General features: G+C 61.5%; 14 protein-coding genes and 4 pseudogenes. 7 read left to right on the top strand and 11 right to left on the bottom strand.

The features are described from left to right. Positions 1–150: 150 nt before the first annotated feature. The 3 genes and pseudogenes from ACW4PC_RS19055 to ACW4PC_RS19045 form a co-directional block, all read right to left on the bottom strand. Positions 151–399, bottom strand: coding sequence for a DUF4170 domain-containing protein (locus ACW4PC_RS19055; RefSeq protein ID WP_028739857.1), 249 nt, complete (start codon positions 397–399; stop codon positions 151–153). 61 nt (positions 400–460) lie between these two features. Further along, positions 461–1270: a 3'(2'),5'-bisphosphate nucleotidase CysQ gene (locus ACW4PC_RS19050; protein WP_455874802.1), complete on the bottom strand. Its 810-nt coding sequence runs from the start codon at positions 1268–1270 to the stop codon at positions 461–463. A gap of 34 nt (positions 1271–1304) precedes the next feature. Continuing rightward, positions 1305–2652, bottom strand: a pseudogene (locus ACW4PC_RS19045) (TldD/PmbA family protein). A gap of 119 nt (positions 2653–2771) precedes the next feature. On the opposite strand from ACW4PC_RS19045, the gene ACW4PC_RS19040 reads away from it, so the two are divergent. Then, a complete protein-coding gene (locus ACW4PC_RS19040) occupies positions 2772–4580 on the top strand; it encodes a monovalent cation:proton antiporter-2 (CPA2) family protein (RefSeq protein WP_455874801.1) in 1809 nt (602 codons plus the stop codon). Here the strand turns inward: ACW4PC_RS19040 and ACW4PC_RS19035 are convergent. From ACW4PC_RS19035 to ACW4PC_RS19025, 3 genes are read right to left on the bottom strand one after another with little or no spacing between them, the layout of a single operon-like run. After that, positions 4577–5428 (bottom strand): patatin-like phospholipase family protein, encoded by an 852-nt coding sequence (locus ACW4PC_RS19035; protein WP_455874800.1) that lies wholly within the window; start codon positions 5426–5428, stop codon positions 4577–4579. The genes ACW4PC_RS19040 and ACW4PC_RS19035 overlap by 4 nt on opposite strands. A 60-nt stretch (positions 5429–5488) precedes the next feature. Continuing rightward, complete coding sequence (gene rsmD / locus ACW4PC_RS19030; RefSeq protein ID WP_039844108.1) at positions 5489–6049, bottom strand: 16S rRNA (guanine(966)-N(2))-methyltransferase RsmD; 561 nt, start codon at positions 6047–6049, stop codon at positions 5489–5491. Further along, on the bottom strand, positions 6030–7964 hold the full coding sequence (locus ACW4PC_RS19025; protein WP_455874799.1) for a pseudouridine synthase: 1935 nt from the start codon (positions 7962–7964) through the stop codon (positions 6030–6032). Before ACW4PC_RS19025 ends, rsmD begins: the two co-directional genes overlap by 20 nt. A 91-nt stretch (positions 7965–8055) precedes the next feature. Here ACW4PC_RS19025 and ACW4PC_RS19020 point away from each other — a divergent pair, with 91 nt between their 5' ends. Together ACW4PC_RS19020 and ACW4PC_RS19015 are read left to right on the top strand one after the other, a co-directional pair. Next, positions 8056–8493, top strand: a complete 438-nt coding sequence (locus ACW4PC_RS19020) for a nucleoside deaminase (RefSeq protein ID WP_455875062.1) — start codon at positions 8056–8058, stop codon at positions 8491–8493. Beyond that, a complete protein-coding gene (locus ACW4PC_RS19015) occupies positions 8490–8693 on the top strand; it encodes a hypothetical protein (RefSeq protein WP_455874798.1) in 204 nt (67 codons plus the stop codon). Before ACW4PC_RS19020 ends, ACW4PC_RS19015 begins: the two co-directional genes overlap by 4 nt. 12 nt (positions 8694–8705) lie before the next feature. Here the strand turns inward: ACW4PC_RS19015 and ACW4PC_RS19010 are convergent, their stop codons facing one another. From ACW4PC_RS19010 to ACW4PC_RS18995, 4 genes are all read right to left on the bottom strand, one after another. Beyond that, positions 8706–9329 (bottom strand): hypothetical protein, encoded by a 624-nt coding sequence (locus tag ACW4PC_RS19010; protein WP_455874797.1) that lies wholly within the window; start codon positions 9327–9329, stop codon positions 8706–8708. Between the two features lie 139 nt (positions 9330–9468). Beyond that, positions 9469–12369 (bottom strand): isoleucine--tRNA ligase, encoded by a 2901-nt coding sequence (ileS, locus tag ACW4PC_RS19005; protein WP_455874796.1) that lies wholly within the window; start codon positions 12367–12369, stop codon positions 9469–9471. 243 nt (positions 12370–12612) lie between these two features. Continuing rightward, complete coding sequence (locus tag ACW4PC_RS19000) at positions 12613–13596, bottom strand: bifunctional riboflavin kinase/FAD synthetase (RefSeq protein ID WP_455874795.1); 984 nt, start codon at positions 13594–13596, stop codon at positions 12613–12615. A gap of 14 nt (positions 13597–13610) precedes the next feature. Further along, on the bottom strand, positions 13611–14459 hold the full coding sequence (locus ACW4PC_RS18995; RefSeq protein ID WP_074066816.1) for a TIGR01459 family HAD-type hydrolase: 849 nt from the start codon (positions 14457–14459) through the stop codon (positions 13611–13613). A gap of 360 nt (positions 14460–14819) precedes the next feature. Between ACW4PC_RS18995 and groES the strand changes: the two genes are divergently transcribed. From groES to ACW4PC_RS18975, 4 genes and pseudogenes are all read left to right on the top strand, one after another. After that, positions 14820–15116, top strand: a complete 297-nt coding sequence (gene groES / locus ACW4PC_RS18990; RefSeq protein WP_004675403.1) for a co-chaperone GroES — start codon at positions 14820–14822, stop codon at positions 15114–15116. A 56-nt stretch (positions 15117–15172) separates the two neighbouring features. Then, positions 15173–16813, top strand: a pseudogene (gene groL / locus ACW4PC_RS18985) (chaperonin GroEL). 640 nt (positions 16814–17453) lie between these two features. Beyond that, positions 17454–17897, top strand: a pseudogene (locus ACW4PC_RS18980) (hypothetical protein); the annotation flags it as partial. A 475-nt stretch (positions 17898–18372) separates the two neighbouring features. Further along, on the top strand, positions 18373–18684 hold the full coding sequence (locus ACW4PC_RS18975; RefSeq protein WP_455874794.1) for a hypothetical protein: 312 nt from the start codon (positions 18373–18375) through the stop codon (positions 18682–18684). Positions 18685–19017: 333 nt separating this feature from the next. Here the strand turns inward: ACW4PC_RS18975 and ACW4PC_RS18970 are convergent. Next, a pseudogene (locus ACW4PC_RS18970) lies at positions 19018–20064 on the bottom strand (IS110 family RNA-guided transposase). Positions 20065–20158: the final 94 nt, after the last annotated feature.

Genomic DNA, 20158 nt, shown 5'->3' with positions numbered 1-20158 from the left:
GACATCAAACCCATTCCCCAATTATTGTTGCGGCCGGAATGACCGAGTAATTTGTTCAGAATGCGTCAATCGCCTGTGGCGCGTATCTAACGATGCGCAAAGACGGCCCTGCCGAATGGGACGGCATCCGGCGCGTAAAGTGCTGAAAAATTAGTTATTTCCAGCCTTGTCCTGCGGATCGAGCAAACGATGCATGTGGACGATGAAGTAACGCATATGTGCGTTGTCCACGGTCGACTGCGCCTTGGCCTTCCAGGCCCCTAGCGCCGAGGCGTAATCGGGAAAAATGCCGACAATATCGAGATCATTCAGATCCCGGAACTGAACATCGGTCAGGCTTTCCAGTTCTCCGCCAAATACGAGATGCAAGAGCTGCTTTTTGCCGCCAGATTCCGTCATTTTCTTCTCTTTCTCTACTGGTCTCCTCCGCGCTTTCATCTGCGGGATTTTGACGCAAACGTCAACTGCTTCGTATTTCAGCAAGCCCTTCGAGGAACTCCGCAACGCGAGGGCCGGCAGCGCCGCAAAGCTCGGCATGACTAACCTCAGAACGGTTGTAGAGGACCGAGCGTCCATCGAGATCGGTCAGCCGGCCGCCGGCGCGTTCGAGGATGAGATCGGCTGCCGCAAGATCCCAGTCATGCGAATTGCGCTTGACAAAGGTACCTTCAAGACGGCCGTCCGCGACCATCGCGATGCGATAGGCGAGCGAGGGCACATGCTTGACCCTTTCGATCTTGCGCCGGAAGGGATCGGGGAACGCCTTCAGGATGTCTTCGCCGATCGCAAAACGACTAAGGGTATCCGGTCCGTTGGCCGATACGGCAATGGGCTCGCCATTCTTCATCGCGGCACCGCCTTCAACCGCCTCGAAAAGCTCGTCGAGGGCGGGAGCGTAGAGCACTCCGGCAACCGGCCTGCCGCGATGGACGACGGCGACGCTGACGCACCAGAGATCCAAGCCGCCGAGGAAGGCGCGCGTGCCGTCGATCGGATCGATGACGAAAAGCGTCTCGGCCGACAGACGGGCGGCGCTGTCCTCGGTCTCTTCGGAAAGCCAGCCGTAATCCGGCCTGGCGAGGCGCAGGATGGATTCCAGCTTTTCGTTGGCGGCGAAATCGGCAGCGCTGACCGGCGAGCGGCCTCCATTCTTCCACCAGACCTCCGGCGACTGATTGAAGAAACCGAGAGCAACATCACCCGCCTGCTTTGCGGCATCGGCGATCAATTCGAGATCGCTTTGCCAGCGGGCCGTTCGAACGTCACACATTGCATCAATCCAATTCCAACAAGGTCAGGGCGCTCTAGCGTCCCGCAAGCGTCATTCCCTCGATCGCCAGCGTGGGGGCCGCTACGCCATACTTGCGATCGATGTCGTTTGCGGGCGTCACACGCATGAACATCTCCTTGAGGTTCGAGGCGATCGTCACTTCGGAGACAGGGAATGTCAGTTCGCCGTTTTCGATCCAGAAGCCGGTCGCGCCGCGGCTATACTCGCCTGTGAGCATGTTGACACCCTGGCCGATAAGCTCAGTCACGTAAAAGCCGTTCCCGACGCTCCGGATCAACTCTTCTGGCGAGATATCACCCGGTTCCAGCGCGAGGTTCGTCGAAGCGGGCGTCACCGAATTGCCGCTACGCACGCCGCGGCCATTGGTTTCCATGCCGATTTCACGCGCCGTCGCAGTCGAAAGGAACCAATGCTTCAGGACGCCGTCCTCGATCATCACCAGCCGCTCGCCGGAAATGCCTTCGCCATCGAAAGGACGCGAGGACGGGCCGCGGACGATCAGCGGATCGTCGGTGATCGAAAGGCCGGATTTCAACACCTGCTGGCCCATCTTGTCGCGCAGGAAGCTGGATTTGCGCGCGACCGACGCGCCATTGATGGCGCCAGCGATGTGGCCGACGAAACCGCGGGCGATGCGCGGATCGAAGACGACGGTGACGCCCTTGCCGGTATCGACCTGACGCGGATTGAGGCGCTTGACGGCACGCTCGCCGGCGCGGCGGCCGATTTCGGCGGCATCGTCGAGTTCGGCGTAATAAAGGCGGCTGTCATAATCGTAATCGCGCTCCATGCCGGTGCCTTCGCCAGCAATGACGCTGACGGAACGGCCGAAGCGCGAGCCCATATAGCTGCCTTGGAAGCCGTGCGAGGTGACGAGAACCAGCCCCCCGAAACCAGCGGAGGCTCCGCCCCCGGACGAGTTGGTGACGCCCTTGACCTCAAGGGCCGCGGCCTCAGTCGCAAGCGCTGCCTCGCGCAGCATGTCGGCGGAAACTTCCGTCGGGTCGAAAAGCTCAAGATCGGCATAGGACTTCGCAAGCCTCTGCTCGTCGGCAAGGCACGCGAAGGGATCTTCAGGCGAGACTTTTGCCATCGCGACAGCGCGTTCGGCGAGCGCCTTCAGGTCGAAGCCCGGATTGGCGGAAACGCTCGCGACCTTCCGGCCAACGAAGACGCGCAGGGAGAAATCGTCGCTCTCAGACGATTCCGTGCCTTCGACCTTGCCGAGGCGGATGCCGACGGATTGCGAGCGCGAGCGCACGACAACCGCATCGGCGGCATCGGCGCCGGCCTTCCTGGCAAGATCGATCAACTGGCTTGCACGGGAAAGAAGTGTCGAGGAATTCTATTTCTGAGGACATGATTTGGCCTTTCCTTGGGCTTCCATTTATTGTGCACTTCCGAAAGCATCAAGGCCGCGGCCGCCGATTCTTTTTCGCGCGGCTTGCGCGCTTCCCACCATTGAAAGAAACTCCGCGACATGTCCGCCCCTAATGCCCTCTTTTCCGAAACGATCCTGCTGCTCGGCGGCGCGGTCGTTGCCGCCCCGATCTTCAAGAAGCTCGGGCTCGGCACGGTGCTCGGCTATCTTGCCGCGGGCGTCGTTATCGGTCCGATATTTCATGGCATCACGGACGGCGAGCAGATTTTGGGCGTTGCCGAGCTCGGCGTCGTCTTCCTGCTCTTCATCATCGGCCTCGAGCTCAAGCCCTCGCGCCTCTGGCAGATGCGACGCGACATCTTCGGGCTCGGGACCGCGCAGGTGATGCTGACGGGACTGGCGCTGACGGGGCTTGCCTATTTCTCCGGCGTGCTCGACTGGCGGGGAAGCGTCGTTGCGGGCTTTGGGCTGGCGCTTTCTTCCACTGCCTTTGCGATGCAGATCCTCGATGATGCTGGCGAGGTGAACACCAAATACGGGCAGCGCTCCTTTTCGATGCTGCTTTTCCAGGACCTGGCAATCGTGCCGCTGTTGGCTCTGATCACCATTCTCGACGGTGGAACCGGCAGCAATGCGCCGCTTCTGGACTTTGCGATCGCGGTCGGTGCCGTCGGCGCGATGATCGTCATGGGGCGCTATCTGCTGACGCCGCTCTTCCAGGTGATTGCAAGGACCGGAGCACGCGAGGCGATGATCGTCGCGGCGCTTTTCGTGGTCATGGGATCGGCGAGCCTGATGCAGTTTGCCGGGCTTTCCATGGCGATGGGCGCGTTCCTGTCCGGCGTCATGCTCGCCGAATCCTCCTACCGGCACGAGCTTGAGGCGGATATCGAACCTTTCCGCGGCGTGCTTCTCGCTATCTTCTTCATGGCGGTCGGCCTGTCGCTGGAACTGGACGTGCTGATCGACAACGCGCTCTTCATCGTCGCCGCGGTGCCGATCGTGATGGCCGTCAAGGCTGTGATCATCTACGGCCTCTGCCGGGTGAGCGGTTCTTCGCACGACGACGCCATCCGCATCGCTTTCCTGCTGCCGCAGGGCGGCGAGTTCGGCTTCGTGCTGTTTACGACTGCCGGTGCGGCGGGACTGATGCCCTTCAGCACGGCATCGCTGCTGGTCGCCATCGTTACACTGTCGATGGCGCTGACTCCGCTCGGGGCAGCACTTTCGAAACGTATGCTGAAAGGCGAGGATCAGGAGGAGCTTGATGAGGACTTCGAGGGTGCGGGCGCCGATGTGCTGATGGTCGGCTTCTCGCGTTTCGGCCAGATCGCCGCGCAGATCCTGCTCGCGGGTGGGCGCGACGTGACGGTCATCGATTTCTCCGCGGACCGTATTCGCCAGGCGTCCTCCTTCGGCTTCCGTATCTATTTCGGCGACGGAACGCGCAAGGACGTGCTGCGCTCGGCCGGCATCGAAAAGGCGAAGATCGTCGTCGTCTGCACGCAGAAGCGGGAAATCACCGATAAGGTGGTGGACCTGGTGCAGGCCGAATATCCGCACGCGAAACTGTTCGTGCGCTCCTACGACCGTGTCCATTCGATCGCCCTCAGGAATCGCAATGTCGACTACGAACTGCGCGAAACGCTGGAATCCGGCCTGCTGTTTGGCCGCCGCACGCTTGAGGCGCTCGGGGTCGACGATGCGGACGCCTTTGAGATCGGCGAGGATATCCGCAAGCGCGACGAGGAGCGGCTGGTCCTTCAGGTAACCGGCGGGCTGCAGGCAGGCCGCGACATGCTCTTTTCCCAGCCGGTCCGGCCAGAACCGCTGGTGAAGCCGAAGCGAACGATGGATTTCGACGAAGATCCGCTAGCCGGAACGGCTGACGTGACAGCGGATGCCTAAGCTCTGAGGCGGGCTTCAAATTCCTGATCGAGTGCGCGCTTCAGTTCATCCTTGACGCCCGCAGACATCGCCAGTACCTCGCGCGCCTTGAGAAAATCCATCACGCCAGTGCGGCCGACGGCCGGGCGCAGGAAGATATGCGGCGGCTGGAGCTTGAGCTTCAGCGTAATTGCCGTCTGCATCATCAGTTGGCCGGAACCGAAAATGCTTTCCATGCGGTTCGGAATATGTGTGCCGTCGCCTTCCGGCGCACCGACGACATCGACACCGATGACGATGTCGGCACTATCCATCAGGCACTCGTATGGGACCGGGTTGCTGATGCCGCCATCGATCATCACCCGGCCGTGGAGGCGAACGGGCATGAAGACGGCAGGGATGGAAGACGATGCGGCAAGCGCCGGAAACAGCGCTCCTTCGCCGATGATGACCTCGCTCTGACCGTAGTAATCGGTCGTGATGACGTTCATCGGAATAAGCAGATCTTCGAAGCGATCGGGCAGGCCGGCCGGCAGGAAAGCCTTGAGGATACGCTCGAGATTGAACTGGCCGATACGGATGCCCTTTGCGACGGCGTCCCGGACCGTCTGCGGCCGCAGACCCCAGATGCGGCTGACGACAGCCGTCTTGTTACCGACCGTCATCAGCGCGTGTTCGCGGATCGCCTCGCCACTCATGCCAGCCGCCATGCCCGCACCCATGATGGCGCCGATCGACGCGCCGGAAATCGCAACGGGCCGTATGCCGAGCTCGTCCAGCGCTTCGATCACGTGGATATGGGCGAGCCCACGGGCACCGCCGCCGCCGAAGGCGATGGCCACCGTCGGCATGCGGCTCGCAACAGGCATTTCGTTATTCGCAATAGCCGCCGCCTGCTGCACAACCCAACTCCGGATAAACCGCCGCCCTTATTCAGGCTGGTAGCGGAAGAAATGAACCCTTGTATCGCCAAAGATGCGATCTTCGAGGAAGAGATAGGAAGGATCAACTGAAACGGCAACATCCGATCGCTCTTCGAGAACGGCAATCGCGCCCGGCACGAGCCAGCCGCCCTTGGCGGCAGCTGCCATCGCCTTTTCACCCAGACCCTTGCCATAGGGTGGATCGGCGAAAAGCATGCTGAAGGGCTCGAGATTGCCGACGGAACCCAGGTCTGTGGCGTCACGCCGCAGAATGCGGGTGCGGCCGTGGAGGCCGAGCGCATCGATATTCTCCCAGAGAAGCCCCCTGCCCTCGACGCTGTTTTCGACAAAGAGCGCATGACGGCAGCCGCGCGAGATGGCTTCAAGGCCCACGGCGCCGGTGCCGGCAAAAAGATCCAGAATCCGGGTGCCGTCGATGCATTCCGAATAGGCGTGGCTCAGGATATTGAACAGGCTCTCACGCGTCCGGTCGGCAGTCGGCCGGATGTCGTTCGATTTCGGCACGGCGAGCGGCCGTCCGCGAAACTCACCGCCGACGATCCGCACCGCGCGTCATTCCCTTTCCTTTCGGTCCACCGCGCGACGGCGCGCCCGAAGGCTTGCCACCGCCGCCGGGCCGATCGCCCTTAGGCTTGCTTGAGAAATTCTTGGAGCCGCCGCCCGGCTTGCCGAAGCTCTTGCCACGGGGCTTGTCGCCCGCAGGTTTATCGCCAAACGGCCTTTCGCCGCGCGGACGTTCGGAGCGGCCCTCGCCGGGAGCGGTGCGGGCTGTGCGCGGACGATCGCCGAAGGAATGGGGACGCTCGTCACCTTCTTCGCGTGGTCTGCGGTCGCTGCGGGGCTTGTCGCTAAAAGGCCGATCCCCACGCGGAGGACGGTCACCTGACGGGCGGTCACCACGCGCGGGACGATCACCGAAAGAACGGGGACGCTCGTCACCTTCTTCGCGTGGTCTGCGGTCGCCACGGGGCTTGTCGCCGAAGGGCCGATCCCCGCGCGCAGCGCGGTCGCCGGACGGGCGGTCGCCACGAGCCGGACGGTCGCCAGAACGGCGATCCGGGCGTGCAGGACGATCGCCGAACGAGCGCTTGCGGCCAAAACCCTCGCCGTCATCCTTGGACTTCGGCGAAGCTTCGCTGGAGCGGATCCACTCGCCTTCTTCGTCGCGGGCGCGGTTGATCTGCACGCGTGGCCGGTCATCGCCGTAGTTGGAGGGCTGCGGCTTACTGCTGCCCGGCTTCTCTCCACGCTTGCGGGCGGTCTGGGCATTCTTCGCAGCCTTGGCGGCAGCCTTTTCGCCGAGCGGACGGGCGCCGGGCGCCATCCAGACGTTGGCGTTTCTGCGGCTGCCAAGCGCCGGCCGCTTGGGCCGGTCGTCTTCCCTGCGGCCAACATCGCGGTCGCCTTCGCGCCTGCCATCCCGGCGGTCATCACGGCGGTCATCACGGCGATCGTCACGCTTGGTGTCGAGACGGCTCAAAGCACGCTCGCGCTTGTCCTCAGGCTTCCAGGAGCGCTCGCGCTTCTCCGGCTTTGTTTCCACCTCTTCCTCGGCAGCAAGGGCAGGCGCGTTGTAGATCGGGGCATCGAAGTTCGCCTTGGCGTCCTCGATCAGGCGCGGTCCAAGCTGATCGCGCAGCGTGCGTCCGCGCACTTCAACGACGTGGCCCTCTGGCAGATCGCCGAGTTGGAACGGACCGTAGGAAACGCGGATGAGACGGTTGACGTCGAGGCCGAGCGCGCCGAGCACATTCTTGATTTCACGGTTCTTGCCTTCGCGAAGACCCATGGTGATCCAGACGTTGGAACCCTGGGTGCGGTCAAGCGTCGCTTCGATGGAGCCGTAGAGCACGCCGTCGACGGCAATGCCGTCCTTCAGCCTGTCGAGCGCTTCCTGATCGATCTCGCCATGGGCGCGCACGCGGTAGCGGCGGAGCCAGCCGGTGGTCGGCAGTTCGAGCGCGCGGGCAAGACCGCCGTCATTGGTCAGCAGCAGCAGACCTTCGGTATTGATGTCGAGCCGGCCGATCGACATGACGCGCGGCAGCTCTTCTGGCAGGTTGTCGAAAACCGTCGGGCGGCCTTCCGGATCGGAATTGGTGGTCACCAGACCGGCCGGCTTGTGATAGAGCCAGAGGCGCGTGCGCTCGATGCCGCGGATCGGTACGCCGTCGACCTCGATCTTGTCGGTAAGCGTCACGTTGACCACCGGCGTATCGAGCGTCTTGCCGTTCAGCGTGACGCGGCCTTCCATGATCATGCGCTCGATGTCGCGGCGCGAGGCAACGCCTGCGCGCGCCATGACCTTGGAGATGCGTTCCGCCTTGGTTTCGCCGTCGGTCTCGGCGGCTGCAGCCTTGGGGGCCGCCGAGCTTCTTGCCGATTTGCCTTCGGTTTTCGGCCGCGCATCGTGCGCGGAGGGCTTGCCGCCCGGCCGTTTTGGCTTGTCTTTGAATGTCATTTGTTGTTTGCCTGCCTTTTGGGGCCTGTCTATCAGGTCGCGCCCTTGCGGTTAAGTGGGAAATTGCCGGATCGTGAAGACAAATCGGTTTATGGAGATGGCCCTTGACGAAGCGCGGGCAGCGGGCGAGCGCGGCGAAGTGCCGGTCGGCGCCGTGGTGGTGCGCGATGGCGCCGTCATCGCGCGCGCCGGCAACCGGACGCGGGAGCTCAACGACGTCACGGCCCATGCCGAGGTGGCTGCGATCCGCATGGCTTGCGAAGTCCTGGGGCAGGAGCGTCTGGTTGGCGCCGACCTCTACGTGTCGCTGGAGCCCTGCACCATGTGTGCCGCGGCCATCTCGTTCGCGCGCATCCGCAGGCTCTATTACGGCGCGGAAGATCCCAAAGGCGGGGCAGTCGACAATGGTGTGCGGTTTTACGCCCAGCCGACCTGCCATCACGCGCCGGAGGTCTATTCCGGTTTGAACGAAACGGAATCAGCGGACATTCTCCGGACGTTCTTTGCCGAAAAGAGAGAGCTTCCATGACCCCGAGCATTCTTGTTCTCGCCGCCATAGTCGCGCTCGCCGCCTCGGCTTACAGGGCGCTCGCGCCGGGTGCAGAGAAAATCCCGATGCAATGGTCTTTGCGGGGCAAGGTGAGCTGGTCGGCGCGCCGGCTCATGGCCTTCGGCTTTGTGTCGGCACTTGCCCTCGTTCGCCGCTGGTTTGCGGCGCGGCAGGCCTGAGATGGCCTGAACTTACTGAAGGAAGTTCCACCACTTCTTGCCGGTGCCGGCAACTGCAGCATCCTTCTTGCGCTGCTTTGCCTTCTTGAGCTCGGGTTCGCCAAGGTCTTCCAGCTTGGCGGGATCGTCGACCTGGCGATAGGTCGACGGCGGATCGGAAATGTAGCGGCGCTGATCGAGATAGGCCCCCTTCTGCAGGGCACGGGCTTCGCGGTAGGCCTTGGTCTGCGCTTCGGTCGTCTGGCGACCGCCTTCGACGCCGTTCTTGGCGAGCGGCGAGACATAGGTATACTTGTCTTCGTTATCGTCGGCTTCCTTGACGAGGCGTGCACGGGTTTCTTCCGGCGACTCGACCCACTGCGGATTTTCCTTGCTCGCGATCGTCTGCTGCGGCTCGACCAGCGCTTCCCTGGAAGCCTGGGCAGGCAAGATGAGCGTCGGGCGCGGCGTGTACTTGACGCCCTTGTTCTTCGGCTCGCGGGGAGCCAGGGACACGGACTGGCCGATATCGTCGCCAAGCTGCGCCATCGCCGTCGTGCCTGTACCGTAGGTCGGGCTGCAGCCGGAAGCTATCGAGCCCGCCGCCACAACAACAGCCAGGCAAGCGCCTGCACGGAACCAACGCGTCGCTAACATGAAAACCCTTCCAGCCATGCCGGTGCAATCATCGCCCTACCGGATGATCGTCCCCCTGACGTAAAAATCCGGCCATTTTCAGGCAGCTTTTACCGGATGAACTGCAAAAGAGCAATTCATCCGGCAATTTTCTTCAGTATTACAATCCGAGTTCACGCAATGCAGCGGCATCGCGCGCCGATACATCCGGATACTGCGGATCGGAGCCGACATCCTTGGTGATACGCCAGGAGCGGGCGCATTTGGTGCCCTCGGCAAGTGCTGGCTCGACGCTGACGCCCGGAACTTCCGGCAGCCGGAAGGCTTCGGCCGGCCCCTCGGCGCCGTCGACGGCAATATCCGAGGTGATGCAGATTTCCGAGAAATCCAGCCCATCAAGAGCAGCGCGAAGCACGCTGTCCGTGACATGCACGACGGGCGCTGCTTCCAGCGACGAGCCGATCCGCTTGTCCTTGCGCTCGATCTCCAGAGCGCCGGTGACGACCGAACGGATCGCACGGACCTTCTTCCACTTGCCGGCCAGCGCCTCGTTCTTCCATTCAGGCGGGATCGCCGGGAACTGCTCGAGATGAACTGAGACCGCCGACGGATCGCGCGACAGCCACGCCTCTTCCATCGTGAAGGGCAGCATCGGCGCCATCCAGGTCACCATGCTATCGAAGATATTGCGGATGACATGGAGAGCCGCACGGCGCCGCGGGCTCGACGGCGCATCGCAATAGAGCGCGTCCTTGCGGATGTCGAAATAGAAGGCCGAGAGCTCGACATTGGCGAAGTCGATCAGCGCGCGGGCGATCTTCTTGAAGTCGAAGGCATCGTAGTTCTCGCGCACGAGCTCGTCGAGCTCGGCCAGGCGGTGGAGCATCAGCTGCTCCAGTTCCGGCAGATCGGCGAGCGCGATCACTTCGCCCTTGTCGTGGGCGAGTGTGCCAAGCATCCAGCGGATCGTGTTGCGGAGCTTTCGGTAGGCATCGACATTCGTCTGGATGATCGTCTTGCCGACGCGAAGGTCGTCCGCGTAGTCGGAGGTCATGACCCAGAGGCGGAGGATATCCGCACCGGCATCCTTCATAACTTCCTGCGGCGCAGTGACGTTGCCCTTGGACTTCGACATCTTCTCGCCCTTCTCGTCCATGGTGAAGCCATGGGTGAGGACGGCGTTGTAGGGCGCGCGGCCGCGGGTAGCGGCCGATTCAAGCAGCGAGGAATGAAACCAGCCGCGATGCTGGTCCGAGCCTTCGAGATAGAGATCGGCCGGCCACTTAAGGTCCGGGCGGTCTTCCAGCGTAAAGGTGTGCGTGGAGCCCGAGTCGAACCAGACGTCGAGGATATCCATGACCTGCTTCCACGGCTCGTTCGCCCTCTTGCCGAGGAACCGCTCACGCGCACCTTCGGCGAACCAGGCGTCGGCACCTTCCTTTTCGAAGGCATCGAGGATGCGGGAATTGACATCGTCGTCCTGCAGGATCTGGCCTTGCTCGTCGACGAAGACGCAGATCGGCACGCCCCAGGCGCGCTGGCGCGAAAGCACCCAGTCCGGGCGCTGTTCGATCATGGCGCGCAAGCGATTCTGGCCGGCAGCCGGAACGAAGCGGGTATCGTCGATCGCGTTCAGCGCACGGGAGCGCAGCGTCGTTCCGTCGCCGAGCTCCTTGTCCATATGGACGAACCACTGCGGCGTGTTGCGGAAGATGACCGGCTTCTTCGAGCGCCAGGAATGCGGATAAGAGTGCTTCAGGCGGCCGCGTGCGAAGAGCGCGTGACGGGCGATCAACGCTTTGATGACGCGCTCATTGGCATCACCCTTCTTGCCGCTGTCGTCGATAATGCGCGCCGCGCCGCCTTCCGCATCCGGGCCGAAGCCCGGCGCGTCGATGGTGAAGAAGCCGGCATCGTCGACCGGGAACGGGATCGTGGACGAGATGCCGCGCGCTTCGAGCTCCCGCATATTGTCCATCCAGGCATCGAAGTCCTCGCGACCGTGGCTGGGGGCGGTATGGACGAAACCGGTACCGGCGTCATCGGTCACATGCTCGCCATCAAGCAGCGGCACCTGGAAATCATAGCCGCCGCCCAGGCCGTGCAGCGGGTGCGCGCAGGTGACGGCGGCAAGTTCATCCGCTTTAATATCGCGAACGAAATTGAAGGTCACTTTCGCCTTGGCAGCGGACTCCTCAGCCAAGCGCCTGGCAAAGATCAGCTTCTCGCCGGGCTGCGGGCCGAAGTCGTTCTCGGCGGTTGCAACTTCGTAGAGGCCATAGGGGTAGCGCGACGAGAACGCGACCGCGCGGTTGCCGGGGATCGTCCAAGGAGTCGTCGTCCAGATGACCACGAAGGCGCCGGCCAGAGCGGCGGGGCCTTCCGCGACGGGGAACTTCACCCAGATCATGTCGCTTTCGACATCGGCGTATTCGACTTCGGCTTCCGCCAGCGCTGTGCGCTCGACGACCGACCACATGACCGGTTTGGAGCCGCGGTAGAGCTGGCCGCTTCTTGCGATCTTCAAAAGCTCGCCGGCAATGCGCGATTCGGCGTGGAAGTTCATCGTCGTATAGGGATTATCGAAGTCGCCCTCGATGCCGAGGCGCTTGAACTCCTCGGACTGAACCTTGATCCAGCCGGCGGCGAAGTCGCGGCATTCCTTGCGGAATTCGTTGATCGGAACTTCGTCCTTGTTCTTGCCCTTCTCGCGGTACTTCTCCTCGATCTTCCATTCGATCGGAAGGCCGTGGCAGTCCCAGCCGGGAACGTAGTTGGCGTCAAAGCCGCGCATCTGGAACGAGCGGTTGATGACGTCCTTGAGGATCTTGTTCAGCGCGTGGCCGATATGGATGTTGCCGTTCGCATAGGGCGGGCCGTCATGGAGGACGAATTTCTCGCGTCCGGCGGCGGATGCGCGCAGCTTCCTGTAGAGGCCCATCTGCTGCCAGCGTGCAACGATTTCCGGCTCCTTCTGCGGCAGGCCGGCGCGCATTGGGAAGCCGGTTTCGGGCAGGTAGAGGGTCTTCGAGTAGTCGATCTTTTCGGCTGTGTCGGTCATGTTCAGCAATCGTTTCTGGGCGCCTTCAAGGCGCGACGGCTTCAAAAATGTCTGATGACGGAAGCGCTCGTTTGCCCAAGCGCCAAAAACCCGGACCTTCCGGCGGCTCAGCGCGCGCGGAAGGCCGGGCCGATAATTCGCATCGCACTCGACAGCCGGACATTATTCATAGCGGCGGTTCATAGGCGTTTTTGCCGGGAAAAGGAAGAGGGATTTGAGGCCGTGCCCACCGGCAACGCGGCGTCAGACGAAACAAAGCTTAAGGTCGAGTTCGCCGAGCGGCCGGACACCCGCAAGCAGCGCCCTTGCCTCCTGCTCGTCAAGCTTGATCTGCTCGACGAGCGGTTCCAGGCCGTCGAACTTCAGTTCGGGCCGCAGGTGGCCGAAGAAGGAGACGGAACAGGTCCGGCCGTAGAGGTCGCCGCTGAAATCGAAGAGATAGGTCTCCAGCAGCGGCGCACCGTCTTCGATCACCGTCGGGCGGCGGCCGTAGCTTGCAACTGCATCGTAGAGATTGCCGTCATCCAGGCGGAAGCGGACGGCGTAGATGCCGGCTGCAAGTTCGGCCTCCGGCGGAAGCTGCATGTTTGCGGTTGGAAAACCGAGCTCGCGGCCAAGCTTTTCGCCGCCGATCACCTCAGCCTCGATTGTGTAGCGGTAGCCGAGCAGCGCGGCGGCCTCGCTGACATCGCCTTCCTTCAACAAGTCGCGGATGCGGCTCGATGAGACGACCTCGGCATTCTCGTCGCGGAAGGCGTCGATCAGCGTAACGCCGAAACCGTATTTATGGCCGGCATCCATAAGGAAGGCCGGGCCGCCCTCGCGATTCTTGCCGAAATGGAAGTCGAAGCCGGTGACGACTTCGGAGGCGCCCAGCCAGTCCTTCAAGATGCCGTGGATGAAGTCGTCCGGCGAGCGCTGCGAGAATTCGCGGTCGAAGGGATATTCGATAACGGCGTTGAAGCCGATCGCTTCCAGGATGCGGGCCTTCAGGGGTGCAGGGGTGATGCGAAAGACCGGTGTTTCCGGCCTGAAGACCGTGCGGGGATGCGGTTCGAAAGTCAGCACCAGAGCCGGGATGTCCCGCTCTTTCGAGATTTCCAGCGCGCGGTTCAGCACCGATTGATGGCCGCGATGAACGCCGTCGAAATTGCCGATGGCAATCACCCCGCCCTTCAGGTGGGCAGGCAAGGGTTCGCGGGTTTCATTGCGGTGAAAAACGGTCATCGGCGGGCTTCTTCTTATGCGAGGCGCGGCATCCACCACTTGGGCGCGGCCTTCTCGCGTTCGAGATAGGCATGCAGGATCGCCTCGTCGGTCTCGCCGTTCAGCGTGTACTCCTTCGCGTGGATACCGCCGCTGATATAGAGGAGATCGAGGCCGTAATCGAGAGCGCCGTGCACATCCGTCGGCATGCCGTCGCCGATGGCAAGAATGCGGCTTTTCGGGAAATCGCCGTGGAGTTCGTGCGCGGTTGCCAGCACGGCGTCGTAGATCGGCGCGTGCGGCTTTCCGGCGATGCGGATCTCGCCGCCCAATTGGTGGTAATAGGCAGCCATGGCGCCGGCGCAGGGGATGATGCGGTGACCACGTTCAACGACGAGGTCCGGATTGGCGCAGACCATCGGCACGTTGCGCGCCTGAAAATCCTTGAGCATATCCGTGTAGTCTTCCGGCTTTTCCGTCTCGTCGTCGAAGAAACCGGTGCAGACCACGGATTGAGCGTCCTTCGCATCGACGCGCTCGACGCCGAGACCTTCGATGATGGCCAGATCGCGATCCGGGCCAAGCAGGAACACCTTCTTCGGGCCTTCGGCGATCAGGCCACGGGTGACGTCGCCGGAGGTGACGATCCGGTCATAGGCGCCGTCCTGGATGCCGATCTGGCGAAGCTGGGCGACGACCTGAGGCGCGATGCGCGGCGAATTGGTGATGAGGATAACGGCAAGCCCCTCGCCGCGCGCCGCTTCCAGAGCGGCAGCGGCCGTCGGGAAGGGATCGACGCCATTGTGCAGCACGCCCCAGACATCGCAGAACACCGCATCATACTGGCTGGTGATCTCCGCAAAACTTCTAATCCGCTTGGCCATCCGATTTCCCGATTTGCTTTCAGTCAGGCGTGACATTGCAAAGGCATGCCGCGATGGCAAGGATTTTCGGGCGATCTTCAGCAAAAACCGTCGGACCTTCCACGAGAGGAACGCCACGCCGTGGACAGCCTGCGCGGGCGCTCCGAAGCTCACGCAACCGACACGCGTCGAATCGGGCGATGCTTCAAACAATTCCCGCCCTCTTCACAATTCCGGCGCAAAATTCCGTGATGGGTCTTCTTGACTCCTTCTGGAGCCATCCCTAAATGCTCGGCGCTAGCACTCCTCAACGGAGAGTGCTAACACTTATCCATGTGGGCCGCCCGGCCCGCGAATGTCATTTGATCGAGGGATTAGACAATGGCAAGCACCAATTTCCGCCCCCTTCACGACCGCGTCGTCGTTCGCCGCGTTGAATCCGAAGAAAAGACCAAAGGCGGCATCATCATTCCCGATACCGCTAAGGAAAAGCCGCAGGAAGGCGAAATCGTCGCCGTCGGCTCCGGCGCACGTGACGAGTCCGGCAAGGTCGTCGCTCTCGACGTCAAGGCTGGCGACCGCGTTCTGTTCGGCAAGTGGTCCGGCACAGAAGTCAAGATCAACGGCGAAGACCTTCTGATCATGAAGGAAGCCGACATCATGGGCATCATCGGCTGATCCAGCCGGTCGCTTTTTACCGAAATCGCTGACAACCCTTCTCAGGAGTTTTCAAAATGGCAGCTAAAGAAATTAAGTTCGGCCGCACCGCGCGCGAAAAGATGCTGCGCGGCGTCGATATCCTCGCTGACGCAGTCAAGGTAACGCTCGGCCCGAAGGGCCGCAACGTCATCATCGACAAGTCCTTCGGCGCGCCGCGCATCACCAAGGACGGTGTTTCGGTCGCCAAGGAAATCGAACTTGAGGACAAGTTCGAGAACATGGGCGCCCAGATGGTCCGCGAAGTCGCTTCGAAGACCAACGACATCGCCGGTGACGGCACCACGACCGCAACCGTTCTTGCTCAGGCCATCGTTCGCGAAGGCAACAAGGCCGTTGCAGCCGGCATGAACCCGATGGATCTGAAGCGCGGTATCGATCTTGCCGTTACTGAAGTCGTCAAGGATCTCCAGGCCAAGGCCAAGAAGATCTCCACTTCGGAAGAAGTTGCCCAGGTCGGCACGATCTCCGCAAACGGCGACAGCCAGGTCGGTCGCGACATTGCTGAAGCCATGCAGAAGGTCGGCAACGAAGGCGTGATCACTGTCGAAGAAGCCAAGACCGCCGAGACCGAACTCGAAGTCGTCGAAGGCATGCAGTTCGACCGCGGCTATCTCAGCCCGTACTTCGTGACCAACCCGGAAAAGATGGTTGCTGACCTCGACGACGCCTATATCCTTCTGCACGAGAAGAAGCTCTCCAACCTGCAGTCGATGCTGCCGGTTCTCGAAGCCGTCGTTCAGACCGGCAAGCCGCTGCTGATCATCGCTGAAGACGTCGAAGGCGAAGCACTCGCAACGCTCGTCGTCAACAAGCTGCGCGGCGGGCTGAAGATTGCTGCCGTCAAGGCTCCGGGCTTCGGCGACCGCCGCAAGGCCATGCTCGAGGACATCGCCGATCCTCACCGGTGGCTACGGTCATCTCCGAAGATCTCGGCATCAAGCTCGAGTCCGTTACCCTCGACATGCTCGGCCGCACCAAGAAGGTTTCGATCTCCAAGGAAAACACCACGATCGTCGACGGCGCCGGCGCCAAGTCCGACATCGAAGGCCGCGTTGCGCAGATCAAGGCGCAGATCGAAGAAACCACCTCCGACTACGACCGCGAGAAGCTGCAGGAACGCCTTGCCAAGCTCGCAGGCGGCGTTGCCGTCATCCGCGTCGGCGGCTGCGACGGAAGTCGAAGTGAAGGAAAAGAAGGACCGCATCGACGACGCCCTCAATGCGACGCGCGCTGCTGTTCAGGAAGGTATCGTCCCGGGTGGCGGCGTTGCCCTGCTGCGTTCCTCCGTCAAGATCACGTCCAAGGGCGTGAACGACGATCAGGAAGCCGGCATCAACATCGTTCGCAAGGCGCTGCAGTCGCTGGTTCGCCAGATCGCTGACAACGCTGGTGACGAAGCTTCGATCGTCGTCGGCAAGATCCTCGACAAGAATGACGACAACTACGGCTACAACGCTCAGACGAGCGAATATGGCGATATGATCGCCATGGGTATCGTCGACCCGGTCAAGGTCGTCCGTACGGCTCTGCAGAATGCAGCCTCGGTTGCTTCGCTGCTGATCACCACGGAAGCGATGATCGCCGAGCTGCCGAAGAAGGACGCTCCGGCAATGCCAGGCGGCATGGGCGGAATGGGCGGCATGGACATGATGTGAGACTGAGGTCTCGCATCTGAGCCATCCGGTTCAGTTCAGGAAGGGCGGTCTTCGGGCCGCCCTTTTCTTTTGAAGCGCGATTCGCAGCTGCGCACGCGCAGGCCAAGCCGTCGACTTTTCAAAGCGTTTAACTTGGCCCGTTTGCTTGCCGCCACCAGCCCGTAGCTTTCGCGAAGCTTGCGCCGCCAGATTTTTCAACAAATATTCGAATTTCGCTTAAAGAGGAATTTGCCGGGCAAAAACCACTCCTTTGCGAAGAGAAACCACGCACAAATCCATCACAAATTGATTCCTTGTACTTCTCATGCGACGTTTTCCGGCAAAATAGCCGGTTGAACCGTCTTGGCCGGACGAGGGTTCCGCCCCGAAAAAGCCGTTGCCGTTTGGCGAAAAGCTCCTATAAATCCGCGCTGCAATTGATGTACGTTCGAGGATCGTTTTCACCCGCCAGCGAGGCCGGAACGCCGTCTTAACCTGCGCGAACATTCGGCGACGAACGTTTGCGCGACAAGCAAGAGCAAGCCTCAGTGCCCCGCCGGCGATCGAGGTTCCAGACCCTAGGCATGATGCCTGGCGCCGTATGACCCTGTTTCGCTCTGACCGCAGCGCAGCGGAGACTGCGCCCGAACCGGGGAACCCCTTGTTTAAGATCGCTAAAGCAACTGTTGCCGCCCCCCTGATGCCTGGATCGCTCGATCTGACCCATCGCAACCAGGATATGATTGCGCAATTTTCGGTCTCCGAGGCCTGGGCCGGCGACTTCTCAAGCGGAATCATCCGCCTCGGCGACTGGAGCAGCCTGCTGCATGGCCTTTCGACACAGGAATGCGGCCTTCTGAGCCTGCTGCGCTGCTATGATCCGAAAGATCGGGGGCATATCCTCGCGCTTTTCGAACAAGCCACAACACTTTCGTCGTCCTTCTGCTTTTCCACCACGATCATGATGCCGAACAGCATGCGTCAGCCGGTTTTCTGCATGGGTGAATCGAGCGGAGTGGAGGAAAAATTCAGTGGCAGCATCGCGGGGGTCTTCATCTTTCCGCGCTTCAAGCTGGATGGGGCAAACCAGACGGCAAGCCGGCAACAAAGCGCAAGCATCGTAAGAGAAAGGCCGATCCTGCGACCGGCCATACCGAGAATGCTGGGGCTTTTCGGCGACAATGATATTGGACGCGAACGTCAGGCAGACTGTGTGGAAACGCGTGATCGACGGTGGCTGTCGTCAGATTTTCAGCCAATCCGGCCAGTCGTGCGCGAAGGCAGCGCTGGGGTCAGCCGGCCAGAACGTCGACAGGATCATGGCGCGAGCGCCCAGTCGCCTTCGGCCTCACACGGATGAAACCGGTGATCGTTAGGTCCAGTCGATCCACGAAAGCTTCGATGAAGCGGACCGGATTGTCCGGTCCGACGCAGTCGTCCAGCGGCTCGGGCAAAAGCAGCATTTGCGAGCGGTCTGTTCTAGAAGGATGTGCCATGGCAAAGTGTAGACCGACAGTTGCCACAAGGAATTTTCAATTGGCTTTCGGGCAGCGGGAATAAGCGAACCTGGAGGGAAATGGATGACTGACTGGGAACTGATCCGAGACATGATGGCCGCAGCGATCGATGCTTGTGAGAGCGATAGAGACGCTGCTGTTAGCGTGCGCGGCGCGTGGACCTATCCGGAAAACATTCGATACGCGATCATCCGAGAGAGGCACGAAAAGGCAGACGACCGCGCCTATGTGCCGGAAGCCTCCCGCACCCTTGTCGCCATGGCACACGCCGCAGCGGAAATAATTGGATCCGGCCAGCCTAAGGCTCCAGCAGCAGACGACATACGCAAGATGATCACCTGGTTCGGTAGCCACGCTGTCCCTGGTGTCGAGTAGGCCATCGGGAACCGGCGTAGCACCTCATCTTGAATCGAGGACGTTAGTTTCCACACGGTCTTCTCTATTCGGCGTGTTGAGGTCAATCGCTTCAAGCTGTCTCTGCACCGGCATTCAATATCTTTCGCGGTCCACGCTTCTCTCCGGGATCGGCACATTGGCCCTCCCACCATAGGATCAGAAGAACAAGGCGGTCCAATCTGTAGGGCGCTCTGACTGCGGTAATATTCTGCAGTCGATGCAAGACCGTGCCCCGAACTCACCTTGTCCACCGTCCGCGAAGGACATCTTTCCGCCGGTCGGCAGAACTCTATTGTCTCCTGTTATTCCTGCTCATGCGGCCTTCGCCACGTCCTGGTCGCGGGTCCACCGGAATTCCGTCCCATCACTCCACATCCGATGCATGATCACTGCCAGCCGCCGCGCCAGCGCAACGATCGCCTTTCGCATGCCACGTCGCTTTACGACACTCATCGCCCATGCTTTCAGCCAAGACCATTTCCTGACTCGGGTCAGCAGCACCTGCGCCGCCTCGTAAAGCAAACCGCGCATGATCGCATCGCCGGCGGCCGAGACCCGGCCGATCCTCTTGCTTTCTCCCGATTGATTGACGACCGGCGTCAGGCCTAGGGCTGGCCCCACCGCTCGCGACTTCGCAAACCGGGCGGGCGCGTCGATGGTGCAGATATACGCCAACGAGATCACAGGGCCGATCCCAGGTATCGTCATCAGCCGGTTGCAGGTGTCATCATCCCGGGCGATATCGAGCACCTTCCGGTGCAATCGCGAGAATTCTTCCCGGAGTTTTCGACGAGCGTCAAGTAGGGGAGCGATGACCTCCTTGAGATCAGGAACTGCCTCCAGGAGTTCGTCGATGTGGTTTTCGAATTTACCCACCCTGGCAATGCCGACCTTGAGGCCGAAGTTACGCAGCAGCCCGCGAATATCGTTCTCGAACGCGAGCGCCTTTTCCTGGAGCAGCTTCACGAGCTGTCAAAAGAGCGCGGCGTTTCTGATTGGTCAGCGTCTTGACGTGCACGGGACGCAAAGAGGTTCACCCGCATCATCTGGGCAATACCGCGGGCATCGTTGCGGTCTGTCTTGTTGACCTGCGCTTTGAGAAACGCTTTCGCATGACGGGTTTCGATGCCGCAGACTGCCGGCAGGTCCGCCTCGACCAGGCCACTATATAGCCATTGCGACATCGGGCCGGCTTCCAGCCCGACGCGGACCAATTCCCAGTCCCGGGTTCTTTAGCGCCAGGACCAGATCGTCCGGATGACTGACGACTTTCATCTCCCGGCAAATCTGACCGGTCTCATCGACGACACATACCGATGTCTCTTGCAACGAAACGTCAAGGCCTGCAAAATACTTCATGCTGCGCTTCCTTTTCATTGACGCTTGTGGCTGTTCTCACATGACCACGTTTATCATCAACTCGAAAGCGCAGCACCTCCTCATCAGACCTGTG

This window comes from Rhizobium yanglingense (genome assembly GCF_977109285.1).
Note: the sequence above shows the minus strand (reverse complement) of the source record. Positions and strands in the feature narration are given on the sequence as shown.